Raw genomic sequence first — 16,532 nt, forward strand, 5'->3', positions numbered from 1 at the left:
ATTTGTGACTTCCAGTCCTTCTTTGCATTATAGTAATGTATTTGCACCGTATGTCAGAAGCCGAAATACAACAAGAGTATGCGATCCTCGAACGATCCAAGCGTAATCCGCGGGCTTTTGGAGAGCTTTACGAACGCTATTTCGACCGCATCTTCAACTTCATCTACCGACAGATCGACGATGAAGATGTCACTGCCGATCTTTGCTCCCAGACCTTTCTTAGCGCGCTGCGCAACGTAAACCGGTATGAGTTCCGGGGGGTGCCCTTTTCGGCATGGCTGTATCGCATTGCGAGCAACGAGGTAAACAAGTACTACCGCAAGAAAAAACGCGACAACGTCTTTAGTTTGGAAGAGGTGCGTGTGCGCGAGCTCATCGAGCAGGCGCACGAAGCATGGGACGAAGAAATCGTGCAAAAGCTGCTGGTTTACCTCAAGAGCCTTCCCACCGACATGCTGCAAGTATTAGAGCTGCGTTTTTTCGAGGACAAGGATTTTAAAGAGATCGCTTTTATCCTCGACATTACGGAGAGCGGCGCCAAGATGCGTACCTACCGGGCGCTGGACAGATTAAGAAAGAACTTTAACTTACGGATCAAGTACGATGTCTAGGAATGAAATACGGCTCAGAAAGAATAGGATAAGTCCCGGCGACATTGCCCGTCACCGGAACTATGGCAAGCTGATGCACCGTCACGATCGTTACCTGAAAATGAAGCGGTCGATCATCGCGTTGGTTTATTTTCTGATCATCATCTTGATGATCCTTGTCTACATGTTGACGAAACGAGCGGAACAGAAAAAGGCAACACCTGCACCGGAAGAGAAGGCTGTGCAAACAGTGCACTGTGCTCCCCCCTCGCGCACAGGTGTCGCCACGATTAAGTGGCCTGATTTAGAAGACACCAAATTTCAAGGTGGCGTTATATGATATACTGCTCAGGTCGCTATCGTCCAGGCCGCGGCCCTCGCTGCCAAAGGCCTTGCGATAAGAAATACCCGGGCTGAAACGTGCCCACCGGAACAGGTTTATCTCCACCTGTATACCGGGCTCTGCCACCACAAACCAATTCTCATCCCGGTGATCATCCAGGTCATCAAAGCGCTCGTCAGACCAATCGTGACGATCATATTGCAGCGTAAAGCCTGCACCGGTAAACAAATGCGCCACCAGGTGCACAGCACGGTTAGAAGCAAGAACATACTCGGTCACCAAACCGCATTGACCATATTGATAGCTCAACTTGGCGTCAGGCAGGGTGCTATATTGAAGTGGCACCGGCAAATTGTTTGTCGTAGCGCCGCCGCCTATTCCCAGTAAGACGCGATGGTTCAGGTATACACCACCGTAAGCCTCCACGTAGTTGGCATACTCGCCGCGAATCTTTGTAAACTTGTTTGACAAGGCCCCATACCCACCGATGCTAACGCCGTTGCCACTCCCGTGAAAAACGGTTTCGATGTCTTGTGCATACGTACTGCCGGTCCACACCAAGAGCACTACTACCAGAACTGTAAATTTCGTTTTCATACGCTATAGAAGATTATATTGTGTTGTTTCGTGTATGTCATTATGCCCTTAGGACATCCCATGTGCGTGATACCCCTATGGGGTTGAGAAAAAATCAAATTATTTATCATTTTTGCCCATGTCCAATTCCGAGAAGCTTTCCCAGGCCTTTGCAGCCTTTGATGCGTATAACGCCAACGATCCGACACTGGAGGTTTTTGACGGCACGCCCTATCCTAAAGAGTTATTGTATGCGCAACGCATGACAGCGCGCCTAAATGACTTCCAACCCAATGCCTCGGATGCCGTGCAGCTGGCCGCACGAAGCCAACACATCGGCCGGTGGGAAATACCGCGCAGTACGTACACAATGGATAAGAAGGGCTATCTACAGTGGCGAAATGCAGAGAAGAGCCATCACGCGAAGATCGCCGACGACATCCTGACCCGCCAGGGTTTTGACGCAGCCACGATCGGGCAGGTACAGTTTCTATTGTTAAAAAAAGAGCTGCGCACCAATACGGATACGCAATTGCTGGAAGACGTTATCTGTCTTGTCTTTATTGAATATTATTTAGAGGAGTTCGCTTCCCGCCACGAAGACGAGAAAGTTGTCGACATTCTTTTCAAAACGATGAAAAAGATGTCCGCCCATGGCCTGCAGGAAGCAGGTAAAATACCGGTATCAGCACACATGCAGGAATTGATCAAACAGGCTGTTGTGCGCCTTACGGCTTCGTAGCGGCCTGCGACGCGATGCGTTTGGAGATCATACTGGATAGAATCAGTTGGATGGCATGGTATACCATGATCGGTAACAGCACCAATCCCGCTGCGGGTATACCTGCAAAAAGAATCTTCGACATGACCGTGCCGTGCACCAATGATTTTTTTGTGCCGCAGAATACGGCAGTGATCCGGTCCTGATCGGCAAAGCCCATCCACCGGCTGATACTTCCGGTCAGCAGGAATACGACGGCAAAAAGCAGGGCCATGCCCGCAAGCAACAATAGCAGTGCTGACGGGTGCAAGGCGCTAAACATGTGGCCGGCAAAGGACTCGCAGAACGATATATAAACAATTAACAAAATTACGCTTTGATCCATGATGCGCAAGGACGCACGCTTGCGCATAGCCCAGGCACCCAACCGCGTAGAATGCAATACAAGGCCCAGGGCTACGGGAGCCAATACCTGAATACCTAATTTGATGATCACGTCACCTGCGTCAAAGCTGTGCACCTGGTTTTCCAATACCGGGCTCATTAAAAGGGGCGTGATGACTACGCCGAGTAAGCCGGAGATGCTGGCATTAAAGATGGCTGCAGGTATGTTGCCGCCCGCCATCGACACCATAACGACGGAGGATGATACTGTCGAGGGCAGCACAGTAACGTATAATATTCCCAGCCACAACAGGGGCTCTCCCCATGTACCTGCCAGGGAATATAAAGCGAATCCGATGAGGGGAAAGAGGATAAAGGTAGACGCCTGTACAACGGTATGAAGTCGCCAGTTGCCCAGGCTCGCTTTCAGTGTCTTTGGGCTAAGCTTCAGTCCATAGAAAAAGAAAATAAGTGTAACCCCATAGTTGGCCACCGTAGCCAGTGATACGGGATGCTCCATGATGCCCGGCGCGGGCCACAGATACGCCAGGAGAATGGCGCTGCCTAATGCCAGGATAAAACCGTCGAGTCCAATGCGTTCCAGGAAAGCAAAGAATGCTCTGCTCATTTCCGTTTTAGCTTATCCAGCCATTGGTTGGCCTCTCGCTGGCGGCGAATGGAGCCATTAGCCAGGTGTTGTGCCAGGCGCTCGCTCATGGGTCCGCGGGATGTGAGGTGGAAATAACCACAATCCTCACACTGGTACACGGCAATGGGACCACTGCCCGGGGCATACTCATATGCGGTTTGCGCCTCTATGAGCACATCCTCTGCAAATTCCCGCGTAGGGAAGCACTTCTTATGGGTTACGCACTGCGCCATGCTAAATTCCCGCTATTCTATTAACTTGCGCGCCAATAAAAAAATTCACCATGAAGGTAGCAGAAATTCACACAAAAAAGGGCGTTATGAAGATCCGGTTCTTTGAGAAGGACGCTCCGAATACTGTAAAAAACTTTGTTACGCTGGCCGAGAAAGGCTTTTATAATGGTCTGACGTTTCACCGCGTGATCCCCAACTTCGTCATCCAGGGCGGCTGTCCGGATGGCACGGGCCGTGGTGGTCCGGGCTATAAAATCGATTGCGAGCTCACAGGCGACAACCAATACCATGACCGCGGTGTGCTGTCGATGGCCCACGCCGGCCGCAACACCGGTGGCTCTCAGTTCTTTATTTGCCACTCACGTCAAAACACGTCGCACCTGGACCGCAACCACACCGTGTTTGGTAAAGTGTATGAAGGCCTCGATGTGATCGATGCTATCAGCCCGGGCGATGTAATGGAGCAAGTGATCATCAAAGAAGAAGCCGCGTAAGACTTCCGTCCATACGATCTTTTTCCAACGGGCCACCCTTACGGTGGCCCGTTATTTTTTCCCGCCCGTGTAGTACGCTTCGAGCGCTACCGCCAGGTACGCCAGCGGGGCATTCCAATTGATGGCAATTTCGTTGGAGGCGTAAGAGCAGTCGTGATCCAGGTACGCTTTGTCCGGCGCATGGGTGTCCGGGCCATAGGTGCAGCCCTCCGCTTTGTCTTGCTTCCCGGGATTGGGACCGCCAGCCAGGAGTCCCGGTACCGGCGCCCGTACGCCATCGGCGATCGACGGACGATGATGCGGGTGCTGCGTGGAGAATGAGCCGAAGCCCGTGACAAAACAATAGCCTGTGCTGTTTCTCCCTAACAGGTAATCCAGGTTCGATAATGCTGCTGCGATATACTTTTGGTCTTGCGTAAGCCGGTAAGCTTGTATCAGCGCAATGCCTTGATTTGCCGCCACGGACGAGCTACCCCATAGGTAGTCTTTAGCCGTAGCGCCCATGACCATGTGATAAGATCGTTGGTCGTAGTTACGCAACAGCTCGTCGGCCACCTTGATGATGCGCATCGTGACATTTTCTTTACCCGGGTAGTCCGGTAGCCTTTGTGCATGGCGCGCGAGTGTATAGTACCCGAGCAATCGCACCTGCGCCCAACTCGGCAACGGGTTCTTTCTATCGGGGAACAATTTGATTAGCTGTATATACTCCACCTTTTGTGTCGTGGTATAAAGCTCTGCCGCAGCCCAAATAAGCTCATCTGCAAAATCCCTGTCGCCATAACCGCCGGTAACAATATCAGGATCGTAGCGATTGTTGAGTGCCGCCTGATCATATACTTCCCGTGGATGCTGTTGCGCCCACTGCCAGGCAAGCTCCGCGGCTTGAAAACACGAGTCTGCCAACCCCGGTAGTTGTTTAAATGGACGCAACACGCGACTGGCCTGCGCCATGACCGCCGCAAAATCGAGTGTGGCCGCCGTACCTTTTTGAACAACGTACCGGGGCGTATGTGCTGCGGCGGGCATGATCATACCGTCAAACCGTGCGTTGGTAAGTTTATGGTATACACCGCCATCGGCAGGGTCTTGCATGGTCAGCATCCACCGGAGGTTCCACAGTATTTCGTCGAGAGCGTCGGGCAGCGTATTAGTCCGTTCAGGAATATTAAGGGCCAGTGTGTCGAGCAAGGCAGAATAGTCTTCATACGCCGCAAGCAGGGTGCCCATGGTAATACCACTGTTGACGATATACTTGTTGTAGTCGCCGGCGTCATACCAGCCCCGTGGAGATTTGATGACAGTGCCGACGGGACGGGTGGCTGATGCCGCGGAGGGGTGTATCACTACGCTGTCGTCCGGGTGACCCGCGGCGCGGTGCCAAACAGCAGCATATCGCTCCGGCAACGCAGTGGATGCACGCTGAAAGTAAAAGCCTTTCCAAACAGCTTTTGTCAGGCCGCGGTGCACATCAGGAGCAATGACAAAAGGATAGGATGTGCCGATGCCGGGCACGACTAAGCGATAGGTGCCGGGGGTTTGGAAGGTCGTAAAGTCTGCTGTTTGGGTTGGCTCTTTCGAAAGCTCGGTTGGGCGTGTTTCAGCGAGCTTGGATGAGAAGACCTTTGTTTCGTCGCGGTGACGTATGAGATAAAACGCCGGGGCGGGTTTGGATGAGACTATGACGGCTACTTTGGAAGCAGTGGGATAAAAGCCTATTTGATTAAGCCGGATAGCGTGGTCTCCATTGTCAGTGATCGGGATGTTTGGGGAGATGGTGTACCCAGGCTCGTCAGTTGTTTGGGCAAGGATTGGCGTACAAACTAGTAACAGCAGTACATTAACTATCATGTTCATCCGGATCATACGCAGCGGGGTATGAGGATGAAGTTAGTATTTGTGCGTAAAAAAGAAAACACGGCAGTCTTCTACCGTGTTTTCTTTTGACATTTTATACCTTAATCCGCTCCATCCGCGGCACCAATACGTGCATAATCAACCATGCCAGCAAATACATCGAGCCGCAAATAGCAAACATGATGTAGTAAGCCGTCTCAATCTGCCCAATAGACCGATAGTGTACAAACATATTTTTCTGAACAAAAAGCGTCAGGAAAATCCCGCCAATACCGCCACACATCCCACCAATACCGGTAACAGAGCCAACCGCCCGTTTCGGGAACATATCAGATACCGTAGTAAAAATATTAGCACTCCATGCCTGGTGCGCCGAAGTGGCAATGCCGATAATAATAACGGCAAACCACATATTCATCGACCCCAACAATTGCGCAAAGACAATGGGCATTACCAGGAATGCATAGAGCAACATCGATGTCTTACGGGCTTTAAATACTGGCATCCCGGTGCGAATAAAACGTAACGGCAGCCATCCACCCCACACACTGCCCACGGTAGAGATCATGTATACCACAGCGACCGGCACGGCCACTTGCGTGCCCGTGAGTTTGTATTCGCTATTCAGGAAATCGGGCAACCAGAAAAGGTAAAACCACCAGATTGGATCAGTCAGAAATTTGCCAAGCACGAAGGCCCATGTCTGCCGGAATTTCAATAATGTAAACCATGATATACGCGGCGCGTTATCGTCAGAAGCTTCCACCACACCCTCTTCATCCGTCAGAATATAGAGGCGTTCGGCGTCGGTAAGTTTCTTATTGCGGGCAGGGACCTCATATAACAAGAACCATGCGACAACCCATACAAACCCGAATGACCCCGTTATGACAAAAGCCCACTTCCACCCCCATGCGGCGGCGATGAACGGCACGGTAAGCGGTGCGACAATAGCACCGATGTTCGCGCCCGAGTTAAAAATGCCCGTGGCGAGAGCACGCTCTTTCCGGGGAAACCATTCCGCTACGGTCTTAATGGCGGCGGGAAAGTTACCGGACTCAGTTACGCCCAGCGCTGCGCGGGCCACCATGAATCCAAACGTGCTTTGTACAATGGCATGTCCGACGGCGGCAAGGCTCCACAGGAACGTGGCCAGAAGATAACCGAGCTTAGTGCCGAGCTTGTCGATAAGACGACCCGCGCCCAACATGCCTAACGCATAGGCGACCTTGAAGGCGATCTCGATATCGGCATAGTCGCCATCGTTCCAGTTAAACTCACTGGTTAATTCCATCTTCAGCAGGCTGATCACCGACCGGTCAAGGTAGTTGATGGTGGTAGCGAAAAATACCAGGGAACAGATCGTCCATCGGTATTTCCCTACGGTTTGGTTTAGGTTTTCCACGGGGTTAAGGGATTTGGTTGTTCAGTAGTTGTTTATGATAACGAGAGGGTGTATGCGTACCGTCATGTCTTCCGAATGTCTCGGATGATCTTCAGCGCAGCGGCTACCTGTTTCTCCAGCTGTGCCCAGTTCTTTTCGGCAATGATTTCTTTGGTGAAGAGCTGTGAGCCCAGCCCGACACACGTTGCACCGGCCTTGAGCCACGCCGAAATGTTTGCTTCTGTAGGCTCTACCCCACCCGTGATCATGAGCTTCAGCCCAGGCACCACCGGCGTAATAGCCGACACAAAGCCAGGACCGAGTACCGAGCCCGGGAATACTTTAATCACGCCCGCGCCAAGCTCTTTCGCCGTGACGATCTCGGTAAGGGTCGCGCAGCCGGGTATCCACAACATATTGTGCTCGCGGCATACGGCGGCCATCTCGGGTTTGAGGATGGGAGAAATAATAAAATGCGCGCCGGCGTCGATAAACCTGCGCGTGGTAGCGGCATCCATGACGGTGCCGATACCCAACATGAGGTCGGGATACTTTTCGAAGTACTTCAGCACAGACTGAAATACTTCAAATGAGTTGGGAAGGCGATTTGTAAATTCAAATACACGCACGCCTCCTTTATAGGCAGCGTCGATCACTTCCTGCGCCAGGGTGGCGTCGGCGTGTGTAAACAAGGGCACCAGGCCGGATTGGGCCATGGTATCTATAATTTGTTGTTGGGTGAATTTCGTCATGCGCTTAGCGTAATAATTTTCCTACATTCTCGCCTTTGACAAGGGCTTCTACTTCTTCTACTGTTACCAGGTTTACATCGCCTTCGATGCTATGTTTGAGCGTGCTGGCGGCTGTGGCAAACTCTACGGTATCGGCATCGCTCTTTTGTGTCAATAAACCATAAATGAGACCGGCCATATAGGCATCGCCTCCCCCTACACGGTCTACAATATGTGTAAGCTCATACGGCTGCGACGACACGAGCGACTGGCCGTTCCACACTATACCAGTAAGCCGGTTGTGCGACGAGCTGATGGAGTCGCGAATAGTAGTGGTAATCTTTTTCACCTGCGAAAAGGTCTGCATAAATGCGCGACAGGCTTCTTCGAACGATGCGCCGGTAATGCCGGCACAGTTCTCCATGTCGGTGATCCCTGCCACCACGATGTCGGTACCCGTAATGAGCGCGGGCATAATGTCTTGCGCGGTCTTACCATACTGCCAGAGATTGCGGCGGTAGTTGATATCGCCCGATACCGTCAGGCCTTTGCTGCGTGCCGCGGCAATGGCATCCCAGCAAACATCGGCCGCACCTTGCGACAGTGCCGGGGTGATCCCCGTCCAATGGAACCAGGCGGCGTCAGCAAAGACCTTGTCCCAATCGATCATGCCCCGCTCGATGTGCGCGAAGGCGGAGTCGAAGCGGTCGTATATCACGCGCGACGCGCGTTGCATCGAACCGTTCTCGAGAAAGTATATCGCCATGCGGCCAGGACCGAAGACGATGTGCTGCGTGTCGACGCCGTACCGGCGCAGGGTTTGGATGGCCGCCTTGCCCAGGTCGTTGTCGGGGAAGCGGGTGACGTGCGCCGCCGGTATACCAAAGTGGCAAAGCGACGCCGCGACGTTGGCTTCCGAACCTGCATAGAGCGCCTGGAAACTGCCGGCCTGTGTAAAACGTGCGAATCCTGGCGTGGAGAGCCGAAGCAGGATTTCACCGAGTGTAATGACTTTGTTCTTCATCTATCAATAGCTTTACGAAGTGGTGTTACGACAGGCGCACGGACTGGCGCAGCCTGTTACTCTCATAGCACGCTTCGATCAATTTTATCCCTTCGAGCGATTCCTGCGGCAACACGGGCGGCTCCTTGCCTTCACGAATTGCATCGTACACACCGTGATAGAACTGCGGGTAGTTGCCGGGCCGTGTTTCCACCTGGCCGGTGATGTGCAGCCCTTGCAACGTCGTGTTCAGTTTACCCCACTGGCTGGGATCCTCCACGCCCCATCCGGCGCTGCCGGGTGTCTTGCCCTCTTTAAGAGCCTGCTCCTGTGGGTCAAGGCCATATTTTATATACGAGCCTTCAGTACCGTGCACACTATAACGCGGCCCGCCTTCGCGCACGAGATAACTGGACTTAACAATAGCCTGGTGGCCGTCATATTGCAGGCGGATGTCATAAAAGTCTTCTACCCTGCCGCCGGGACGTTGTATGCCGAGCCGGGCATCGACCGCATGCGGCATGCCAAAGAGTGTAATAATCTGGTCGAGCATATGCGAGCCCAGGTTGTAGAGTATACCGGTACCGGGGCCGCTTTCTTCTTTCCAGGTGTCAGCTTCGATGTAATTGCGGAAGCGATCGTAGTGAGCTTCGAGCTCGACGATGGTGCCAACGGCCCGGCTGTTGACAATCTGCTGAAGCGTCAGGAAATCGCCGTCCCAGCGACGGTTCTGAAATACCGTGAGCACGCGCTGGTGCGCGTGCGCCAGGGCGATCAGTTGGTTGGCTTCGGCCGAGGTTACGGTGAAAGGTTTTTCGACGACCACGTGTTTACCGGCGGCGAGTGCTGCCGCCACAAATTCGGCATGAGTGGCGTTCGGGGTGTTGACGACGACCAGCTCGATCGCGGGGTCTTGCAACACCTCGGCTACACTGCCGGCGATGCTTATCTGCGGGTAGCGAAGCTGCGCCGTGCGTGCACGACGTTGCACGATCGTCTGTAAGGCAAAGCCCGGGTGCGCTTCCAGTAGCGGTGCATGGAACACCTCGCCCGACATACCGTAGGAAAGAATAGCTGTTGCGATGGGTGTTGTATAAGCCATAGGGCGTTTCTTTCTAACCTACCATTATTTTTCCAGTACCGTACCAATAGGACGAAAAAGAAAGGCTCTTATCCTGAACCGACGTACGAAAAAGGTATGACAGGGTAGGCGGAAAAGCATATCGGATTGTCGTTATTTGTATGCGCAACATTTTGTTTTGTTGTTATGGAAAAGTATGTAAATTGCGCAATCGATTGCGCAAGATACGTGAATAATTAATATGTCAAACAGATTTCTGAAAATTCATCCCGCTGACAATGTCTATGTAGCATTGACAGACCTGAAGGCTGGCGAAACACTGACCGTGGATGGCGGCAAGCCGCTGACACTGGTAGACGATGTTCCTGCCAAACACAAATTCACCGAGGCGCCCTTACAGCCCGATGACGAAGTGCTGATGTACGGCACGCTGGTGGGCAAAGCCGTCCAGCCGATTCGCCAGGGCGGTGTCATCGGCACACACAACCTCAAGCACAAAGCAGCTCCTTACGCGGGCCGCACAAAGGCTTATTCCTGGGCGCCGCCCGACGTTTCCGCCTTTAAAGACAAAACTTTTATGGGCTACCACCGTGCCGACGGACAAGTAGGCACAGCCAACTACTGGCTTATCGTTCCGTTGGTATTCTGTGAAAACCGGAACGTGGAAGTGATCACCGAAGCGTTTACGACCGAGCTGGGCTTTGGCAAGCCCGAAGCCTATAAAGACTACGTGCACGAGCTGGTGCAGGCATACCGAAACGGTGGTACCACCAAACTGGAAACAGTACCTTTCCACCCAGCGGGTGCCGCGGCCGATAACCGTCTCTTCAAAAATATTGACGGTGTAAAATTCCTCACGCACCAGGGCGGCTGTGGTGGCACACGGCAGGATTCGCAAACTCTGTGCAAACTTCTGGCCGGCTATATTCACCACCCCAACGTAGCGGGTGCAACGGTGCTGAGCCTGGGTTGTCAGAATGCCGAAATCACGACATTGCAAGAGCGCTTGAAAGAGTTGGACCCGAAAGGCAGCAAGCCGGTGTTTATACTCGACCAACAACAAAGCGGCACAGAACAAGAATTGCTGACGCAAGCGATTCGCCAGACATTCGCCGCGTTGGTGGAAGCAAACAAGATCGAGCGCAAACCCGCACCGCTCAGTAAGCTGGTGGTCGGATTAAAATGTGGTGGCTCAGATGGTTTCTCTGGCATCTCAGCTAACCCGGCGATTGGTCATACATCCGACCTGCTGGTAACACTCGGCGGCAGTACGATTTTGTCCGAATTCCCAGAGCTGTGTGGTGTTGAGCAAGAGCTTATCAACCGCTGCGAAGAAGACGCTGCAGGCGAGTTGTTTATCAAGCTGATGCGCACGTACTCCAACGCTGCCGAAGCGGTAGGCTCGGGTTTCGACATGAACCCTTCCCCGGGCAACATCAAAGACGGCTTGATCACCGATGCCATCAAGTCCGCCGGTGCTGCAAAGAAAGGTGGCACAGCGCCCGTAGCCGATGTGTTGCAATATGCCGAGTATATCAAAAAACCCGGCCTCAACCTGCTCTGTACCCCGGGCAACGACGTGGAGAGTACGACAGGCACAACCGGCTCCGGTGCACAGATCATTTTGTTTACCACCGGACTGGGCACACCGACAGGCAACCCCGTGTCGCAAGTGGTAAAACTTTCAACCAACACCAAGCTGGCCGAACGCATGCCAGACATCATCGACTTCAACACCGGCTCAATCATTTCAGGCGAAAAAACCATTGACAAGGTCGGCGAAGAAATCCTCGACTTCATCATCGAAGTAGCTAGCGGCCGCGTCACCGCCAAGTCGGTAGCCCTCGGCCAGGACGACTTCATCCCCTGGAAACGCGGCGTTTCCCTATAACCTCCTACCCTGTCCACAGGCGCCAAAGGTCTGTGGACAGGCTTTTTTTAGCTTTCCGGCGACAGCACGTTTCTGGCAACTCACTACACCCGTTCAACACTTCACAACACATCTCTTTAATACCCTGAATCTTCTTCCCATCCTTGTACCGTTAATACGGCATAAACTTATTCAGGCATATGAAAACGCGCATCCTGTTGTCATCCTTCATCCTGGCAGTCCTTATTCCGCTGCTGCACCCGGTATCGGGTCAGACGGTAACTGCCTCCGGTAATAACAATACTAAAACCTCAATCCACATAGACAACGACCGCTACCGCTGGTCGCAGAAATCCAACGGCAGCGAATTCAATATCGAGCTTCGAGGCCGCGTGGAAGTGACCGATGACGACCGTGATATCAAGTCACTTTCTGACGGCGGTTACCTGGAAATCAGCAAGACCGTCTTTGGCAGCAAACGCTCGGTGGTCATCGAATCCCAGGGCGGCGGCAAGCTGAAACGTGCGTATTACGAAGGCCGTACGCTGGCGTCGTGGGAGGACGGCGGCAAAGCCTGGCTGGCAGACATCCTGCCCAGTGTGGTACGTTCGACAGGAATTTCCGCAGAAGCCCGTGTGGAGCGGTTTTTTAAGAAAGGTGGTACAACGGGTGTCCTAAACGAAATCAGCCAATTGGAAGGCGACGGTGTACGTGCTCAATATGCGGCCCTGCTCATGAAGCAGCCCGTGCCAGTATCAGAGTATGCCGGCATCATCCGATCTGTCAGCAGCAAGATCGACTCGGATCACTACAAGGCCGAATTTTTACGAAACAACATCGGCAAGTTTATTCAGAACAAAGAAGCATCGGCCGCAGTATTCAGCGCGACGCTGGAGATCGACTCAGACCACTACCGCGCGGGGGTGATCAAAGAGGCACTCCGCGGTGACAATGTCACGCAGGACAATATTACGACGGCCCTGCAAGCGGCTTCCAAAATAGAATCGGACCACTATATTACCGAAGTGTTGACGGCACTTTTACAAAAGCCCAACCTGACGGACGCCGCAATGGAAAAACTGATCGAAACAACACAGGCCATTGAGTCCGATCACTATAAAACGGAGATATTAAAACGAGCCTTAAACAAACCTAACTTGTCAAAGCGCTCGTACGATAACCTGATCGAGTCGACCCGCCATGTGGAGTCAGACCACTATCTCACCGAAATCATCCGCGAATTGTTATCGAGGCCGTTAACCACGGAGGTCATCACGAGCACTTCACAGATCCTGGGTTCGATCGAGTCTGATCACTACCGGTCCGAAGTGTTGAGCCGCTTGTTAAAACAGCCTTCCCTGAATGACAATATTCTCGCTACTACGCTAGACCTCTGCAAAGGCATGGACAGCGACCACTACAAATCACAAGTGTTGCAACAGGCCATCGCCGAAACCAAAACTGATGGTCAGCTGGCGTCTGTCTTGCAAGTGGTACGCAGCATGGATTCGGATCACTATAAAACCGAGGTAATGACCCGCGCCGCCAATCGGGTGAAAGCCGCTGGCACACCGCTGAAAGATACCTATCGCGAAATAGCGCGTTCGATCTCGTCGGAAACATACTACGGACGGGCTTTACGGGCTATCGATTGATTTCATCACGCGATTTCGTAATTTAACCTTATGCGTCACCCGCTTCGCCGATTTACCTGGATCATTCTGCTCGCCGTTGTGTTTTTCTTCATGCTCTTCGTGTACCTGCACGTGAGCGAGACGGGAGCTTTCCCCAGCCTGCAAGACAGTGGCTCCGGTATACTTCTCAGCATCCTGACGGGAAGTATACTGGCCGTGACCCTGTACTTTGCCAACACCGCGCTGGACCGGTGGATTCCCTGGCGCACCTACTTTACCTCGAGGCTGCTGGTGGGGTATGGTGCCAATGTACTGCTCGCGATGGGCGTGACGGTTGCCACCGGCGCCGCGTTTCTTTCCGTGGCCGGCGGTAATGTACTCTGGCCTGGCTTCTCAGCACGGGACACCGATCTGTACTGGAAGTTAATGATCTTGTACCTGGCAGCGCTGTTTATATACAACGTCATTTATGCGTTGCTCTTTTCGTACCAGCATTATACAGTCACGCAGATCGAGAAGCTACAACGGGAACGTCGCCAGTTGGAGCTGCAATTCGAAGCGTTGAAAAGCCAGATCAGTCCACATTATCTTTTTAACAGCCTGAACACGATCTCGTCGCTATTGTACAAAGACCTGCCTTCGGCCGAACAATTTATCCGACGCCTGGCGCAGACCTACCAGTTTATCTTGACGACACGCAGCAAGCCGTATGTTTCACTGCAAGAAGAGATCAGCTTTGTCGAGTCATATTATTATCTACTACGCATCCGGTTTCAACAGCAACTGCACGTCGAGATCAACCTGCCACCGAATGTCATGAACAGCAAGATTCCGCCGCTAACGTTGCAGATGCTCATCGAAAACGCAGTGAAGCACAACCCGATGCATACGGATAAGAAGCTGTTCATTTATATCACGGCACAAGACAACACGCGGCTGAAGGTGATCAACACAAAGACCGGCACGGCCCATGGTGTTACGTCGTTCCAGATCGGCCTGGACAATATTCAAAAGCGCTACCGTTTCTTTACGGATAAGAAGATTGAGATTCGTGACGACGAGAAATTCACCGTATCACTTCCGCTCATCCTCTTTCCCCCCAAACTGAAACCTCAACTAAACGGACACGTATGAAACGGTATTTTATCCATCACCCCGTGTTCCGCATCCTGGCGCCAGCCTTTTATGGCGCGCTGGTCTATTTGTTGGTCCTGATGATCAACGACACCGTAGCGCAGATCAACGATCTTTTTAACAGCCAGGAATTATACCTGTGCATCGGCCTCACCTACCTGGCCTTTGAATCGTGCCGCCTGGTAATCGTCATTCAGCATCGCTTTCAACGCGACCAACGTACATCGCGGCTGCTCACAACGCAGGTAGTGGCCACGCTGATCTTATCAACGGGTCTTGTCATGACCGGGCTGCATTTGTACTTCCAGTACGTGATCGGCTTCGGCATGACCAATGAGCAGTTCGCGACCTTCTGTTCTATTTTTGCAGTCACCGCGGCACTCTACAATCTTCTTTACATCAGCGACTACTATCTGCACCAGGAGAACACGCTCAAACTGCAGGCCGAAATGCAACACAAGGCAATCCTGGAGGTAGAGATGCTGGAGTTCCAGCACGACATCAATCCGGAGCTTTTGTACGAAAGCCTCGAAAGTCTGATCGGCATTATGTACCGTGATGTAGAAAAAGCGGAAGCCTACATCGACTCCCTGGCTACCGGGTACCGGTATGTCCTGACGAACCGCCATCAGGAACTGATCCCCGCAGAGGCTGAAATCGATGCGGCCAGAAACCTGATACTGTTACTAAACGAGCGATACTTCGGTCAGCTCACGCTGGACGTGACCGAAGACAACGACCTGGTGGATGCCATGCTAATACCCGGATCGTTACCGATCGTAGTGGAATATATTGTGCGCAACACAATCGTAACACGTTTTGAGCCACTGTCCATCACCTGCTACACCGAAGACAATTACCTGGTGCTGCAAAGCAAGCTGAATGACCGGCTGATACCGTATGCGGACAGCGAAGTGGCTTTCACGCGGTTACAGCGTTCATACTCGCTCTACAGCGACCTACCGCTAATCAAAGTGAAGGCGTACCAGGAAAATTATATTAAATTACCGCTGCTTCGTGTAGAGGAAACTACCCCTTTGGAGGCACTATGAAAGTCGCAATCATTGAAGACGAGCTGCCGGCAGCGGAGAAGCTGGAACGTTATCTCACAAAATACGATCCCACGATTGTCGTGGCAGCCCGGCTGGATTCGGTCGCGGCGGCCGTACCCTGGCTGCAACAGCACCAGGACGAAGTGGACCTGATCTTTATGGATATTCAGCTCATCGATGGGTTGAGCTTCCAGATCTTTCAGGCGATGCAGGTACAAAAGCCAGTGATCTTCACAACAGCCTACAATGAATTCGCCCTCGACGCTTTTAAAGTAAACAGTATTGATTACCTGTTAAAGCCTGTCACATTTACCGACCTGGCCGCCAGTCTAAAAAAGATGGAATCGCTGCGGCAGCAGCTGCAATTCCCGGCAGTACAGGCGCAACGCATCAGCCAGATAGCCACGACTTCCCCCGCCACTGTACACAAGCGTCGGTTCATGGTAAAAGTCGGCGAACACATCCGCTCCATCACCGCCGACCAGATCAGCCTGCTGTACGCCGAAGGCCGCGATGTATACCTGGTGACCGGTCAGAACAAAAAGTTTATCATCGACTATACACTGGAGGCACTGGAAGATATGCTCGACCCACAAATATTCTTCCGGATCAACCGCACCTATATCATCAACATCAACGCAATCAAAGACGTGCTGGTCTACTCCAACAGCCGCCTCAAGATCACAATGATCCAGGATTTCGATAAAGAGATCATCGTGAGCCGCGAGAAAGTCGGCGACTTCAAGACCTGGTTCGACGGTGCCGCGCACTAAACACCGCGAGGTACTGCCATAAA

The 16,532-nt window shown here is 52.6% G+C and carries 17 protein-coding genes; 9 read left to right on the top strand and 8 right to left on the bottom strand.

From position 1 onward, the window contains the following. Nucleotides 1-50 precede the first annotated feature (50 nt). Together K7P01_RS03760 and K7P01_RS03765 are read left to right on the top strand one after the other, a co-directional pair. Nucleotides 51-611 (top strand): RNA polymerase sigma factor, encoded by a 561-nt coding sequence (locus tag K7P01_RS03760; RefSeq protein WP_267289979.1) that lies wholly within the window; start codon nucleotides 51-53, stop codon nucleotides 609-611. Continuing rightward, nucleotides 604-930: a flagellar basal body-associated FliL family protein gene (locus tag K7P01_RS03765; RefSeq protein WP_267289981.1), complete on the top strand. Its 327-nt coding sequence runs from the start codon at nucleotides 604-606 to the stop codon at nucleotides 928-930. The genes K7P01_RS03760 and K7P01_RS03765 overlap by 8 nt, the downstream gene beginning before the upstream one ends. Here K7P01_RS03765 and K7P01_RS03770 read toward each other — a convergent pair. After that, on the bottom strand, nucleotides 895-1,530 hold the full coding sequence (locus K7P01_RS03770; RefSeq protein ID WP_267289983.1) for a hypothetical protein: 636 nt from the start codon (nucleotides 1,528-1,530) through the stop codon (nucleotides 895-897). The genes K7P01_RS03765 and K7P01_RS03770 overlap by 36 nt on opposite strands. Nucleotides 1,531-1,648: 118 nt before the next feature. On the opposite strand from K7P01_RS03770, the gene K7P01_RS03775 reads away from it, so the two are divergent. Next, nucleotides 1,649-2,251, top strand: a complete 603-nt coding sequence (locus K7P01_RS03775; RefSeq protein WP_267289985.1) for a DUF4202 domain-containing protein — start codon at nucleotides 1,649-1,651, stop codon at nucleotides 2,249-2,251. On the opposite strand, the gene K7P01_RS03780 is transcribed toward K7P01_RS03775, so the two are convergent. Next, complete coding sequence (locus K7P01_RS03780) at nucleotides 2,238-3,242, bottom strand: bile acid:sodium symporter family protein (RefSeq protein WP_267289987.1); 1,005 nt, start codon at nucleotides 3,240-3,242, stop codon at nucleotides 2,238-2,240. The genes K7P01_RS03775 and K7P01_RS03780 overlap by 14 nt on opposite strands. Next, entirely contained in the window at nucleotides 3,239-3,496 is a 258-nt protein-coding gene (locus K7P01_RS03785) for a hypothetical protein (protein ID WP_267289989.1), read from the bottom strand. Before K7P01_RS03785 ends, K7P01_RS03780 begins: the two co-directional genes overlap by 4 nt. A 50-nt stretch (nucleotides 3,497-3,546) precedes the next feature. On the opposite strand from K7P01_RS03785, the gene K7P01_RS03790 reads away from it, so the two are divergent. Beyond that, entirely contained in the window at nucleotides 3,547-3,990 is a 444-nt protein-coding gene (locus tag K7P01_RS03790; RefSeq protein WP_267289991.1) for a peptidylprolyl isomerase, read from the top strand. Between the two features lie 51 nt (nucleotides 3,991-4,041). On the opposite strand, the gene K7P01_RS03795 is transcribed toward K7P01_RS03790, so the two are convergent. From K7P01_RS03795 to K7P01_RS03815, 5 genes are all read right to left on the bottom strand, one after another. Beyond that, nucleotides 4,042-5,841, bottom strand: coding sequence for a glycoside hydrolase family 9 protein (locus tag K7P01_RS03795; RefSeq protein ID WP_267289993.1), 1,800 nt, complete (start codon nucleotides 5,839-5,841; stop codon nucleotides 4,042-4,044). Nucleotides 5,842-5,941: 100 nt separating this feature from the next. Then, a complete protein-coding gene (locus K7P01_RS03800; RefSeq protein ID WP_267289995.1) occupies nucleotides 5,942-7,252 on the bottom strand; it encodes an MFS transporter in 1,311 nt (436 codons plus the stop codon). A 62-nt stretch (nucleotides 7,253-7,314) separates the two neighbouring features. After that, nucleotides 7,315-7,983, bottom strand: a complete 669-nt coding sequence (locus K7P01_RS03805) for a bifunctional 4-hydroxy-2-oxoglutarate aldolase/2-dehydro-3-deoxy-phosphogluconate aldolase (protein ID WP_267289997.1) — start codon at nucleotides 7,981-7,983, stop codon at nucleotides 7,315-7,317. A 4-nt stretch (nucleotides 7,984-7,987) separates the two neighbouring features. Beyond that, a complete protein-coding gene (locus K7P01_RS03810; RefSeq protein WP_267289999.1) occupies nucleotides 7,988-8,986 on the bottom strand; it encodes a sugar kinase in 999 nt (332 codons plus the stop codon). Nucleotides 8,987-9,011: 25 nt separating this feature from the next. Further along, on the bottom strand, nucleotides 9,012-10,067 hold the full coding sequence (locus K7P01_RS03815; protein WP_267290001.1) for a Gfo/Idh/MocA family oxidoreductase: 1,056 nt from the start codon (nucleotides 10,065-10,067) through the stop codon (nucleotides 9,012-9,014). Nucleotides 10,068-10,287: 220 nt separating this feature from the next. Between K7P01_RS03815 and K7P01_RS03820 the strand changes: the two genes are divergently transcribed. From K7P01_RS03820 to K7P01_RS03840, 5 genes are all read left to right on the top strand, one after another. Next, nucleotides 10,288-11,937, top strand: coding sequence for a UxaA family hydrolase (locus K7P01_RS03820; RefSeq protein ID WP_267290003.1), 1,650 nt, complete (start codon nucleotides 10,288-10,290; stop codon nucleotides 11,935-11,937). A gap of 179 nt (nucleotides 11,938-12,116) precedes the next feature. Then, nucleotides 12,117-13,571, top strand: coding sequence for a hypothetical protein (locus K7P01_RS03825; RefSeq protein WP_267290005.1), 1,455 nt, complete (start codon nucleotides 12,117-12,119; stop codon nucleotides 13,569-13,571). Nucleotides 13,572-13,601: 30 nt separating this feature from the next. Further along, nucleotides 13,602-14,684, top strand: a complete 1,083-nt coding sequence (locus tag K7P01_RS03830) for a sensor histidine kinase (RefSeq protein WP_267290007.1) — start codon at nucleotides 13,602-13,604, stop codon at nucleotides 14,682-14,684. Next, on the top strand, nucleotides 14,681-15,736 hold the full coding sequence (locus K7P01_RS03835) for a histidine kinase (protein ID WP_267290009.1): 1,056 nt from the start codon (nucleotides 14,681-14,683) through the stop codon (nucleotides 15,734-15,736). The genes K7P01_RS03830 and K7P01_RS03835 overlap by 4 nt, the downstream gene beginning before the upstream one ends. After that, the gene (locus tag K7P01_RS03840; RefSeq protein ID WP_267290011.1) at nucleotides 15,733-16,509 is read left to right on the top strand and encodes a LytR/AlgR family response regulator transcription factor; all 777 of its coding nucleotides are present in this window, start codon (nucleotides 15,733-15,735) and stop codon (nucleotides 16,507-16,509) included. Before K7P01_RS03835 ends, K7P01_RS03840 begins: the two co-directional genes overlap by 4 nt. Nucleotides 16,510-16,532: the final 23 nt, after the last annotated feature.

Source organism: Parachryseolinea silvisoli, from assembly GCF_021190955.1.
GTDB classification, from domain to species: Bacteria; Bacteroidota; Bacteroidia; order Cytophagales; family Cyclobacteriaceae; genus Ohtaekwangia; species Ohtaekwangia silvisoli.

Bases quoted from the DNA above. Each gene is read 5' to 3' on its own strand.
- K7P01_RS03760 (WP_267289979.1), top strand. From the start codon at position 51: ATGTCAGAAGCCGAAATACAACAAGAGTATGCGATCCTCGAACGATCC.
- K7P01_RS03765 (WP_267289981.1), top strand. From the start codon at position 604: ATGTCTAGGAATGAAATACGGCTCAGAAAGAATAGGATAAGTCCCGGC.
- K7P01_RS03770 (WP_267289983.1), bottom strand. From the start codon at position 1,530: ATGAAAACGAAATTTACAGTTCTGGTAGTAGTGCTCTTGGTGTGGACC.
- K7P01_RS03775 (WP_267289985.1), top strand. From the start codon at position 1,649: ATGTCCAATTCCGAGAAGCTTTCCCAGGCCTTTGCAGCCTTTGATGCG.
- K7P01_RS03780 (WP_267289987.1), bottom strand. From the start codon at position 3,242: ATGAGCAGAGCATTCTTTGCTTTCCTGGAACGCATTGGACTCGACGGT.
- K7P01_RS03785 (WP_267289989.1), bottom strand. From the start codon at position 3,496: ATGGCGCAGTGCGTAACCCATAAGAAGTGCTTCCCTACGCGGGAATTT.
- K7P01_RS03790 (WP_267289991.1), top strand. From the start codon at position 3,547: ATGAAGGTAGCAGAAATTCACACAAAAAAGGGCGTTATGAAGATCCGG.
- K7P01_RS03795 (WP_267289993.1), bottom strand. From the start codon at position 5,841: ATGATAGTTAATGTACTGCTGTTACTAGTTTGTACGCCAATCCTTGCC.
- K7P01_RS03805 (WP_267289997.1), bottom strand. From the start codon at position 7,983: ATGACGAAATTCACCCAACAACAAATTATAGATACCATGGCCCAATCC.
- K7P01_RS03810 (WP_267289999.1), bottom strand. From the start codon at position 8,986: ATGAAGAACAAAGTCATTACACTCGGTGAAATCCTGCTTCGGCTCTCC.
- K7P01_RS03815 (WP_267290001.1), bottom strand. From the start codon at position 10,067: ATGGCTTATACAACACCCATCGCAACAGCTATTCTTTCCTACGGTATG.
- K7P01_RS03820 (WP_267290003.1), top strand. From the start codon at position 10,288: ATGTCAAACAGATTTCTGAAAATTCATCCCGCTGACAATGTCTATGTA.
- K7P01_RS03825 (WP_267290005.1), top strand. From the start codon at position 12,117: ATGAAAACGCGCATCCTGTTGTCATCCTTCATCCTGGCAGTCCTTATT.
- K7P01_RS03830 (WP_267290007.1), top strand. From the start codon at position 13,602: ATGCGTCACCCGCTTCGCCGATTTACCTGGATCATTCTGCTCGCCGTT.
- K7P01_RS03835 (WP_267290009.1), top strand. From the start codon at position 14,681: ATGAAACGGTATTTTATCCATCACCCCGTGTTCCGCATCCTGGCGCCA.
- K7P01_RS03840 (WP_267290011.1), top strand. From the start codon at position 15,733: ATGAAAGTCGCAATCATTGAAGACGAGCTGCCGGCAGCGGAGAAGCTG.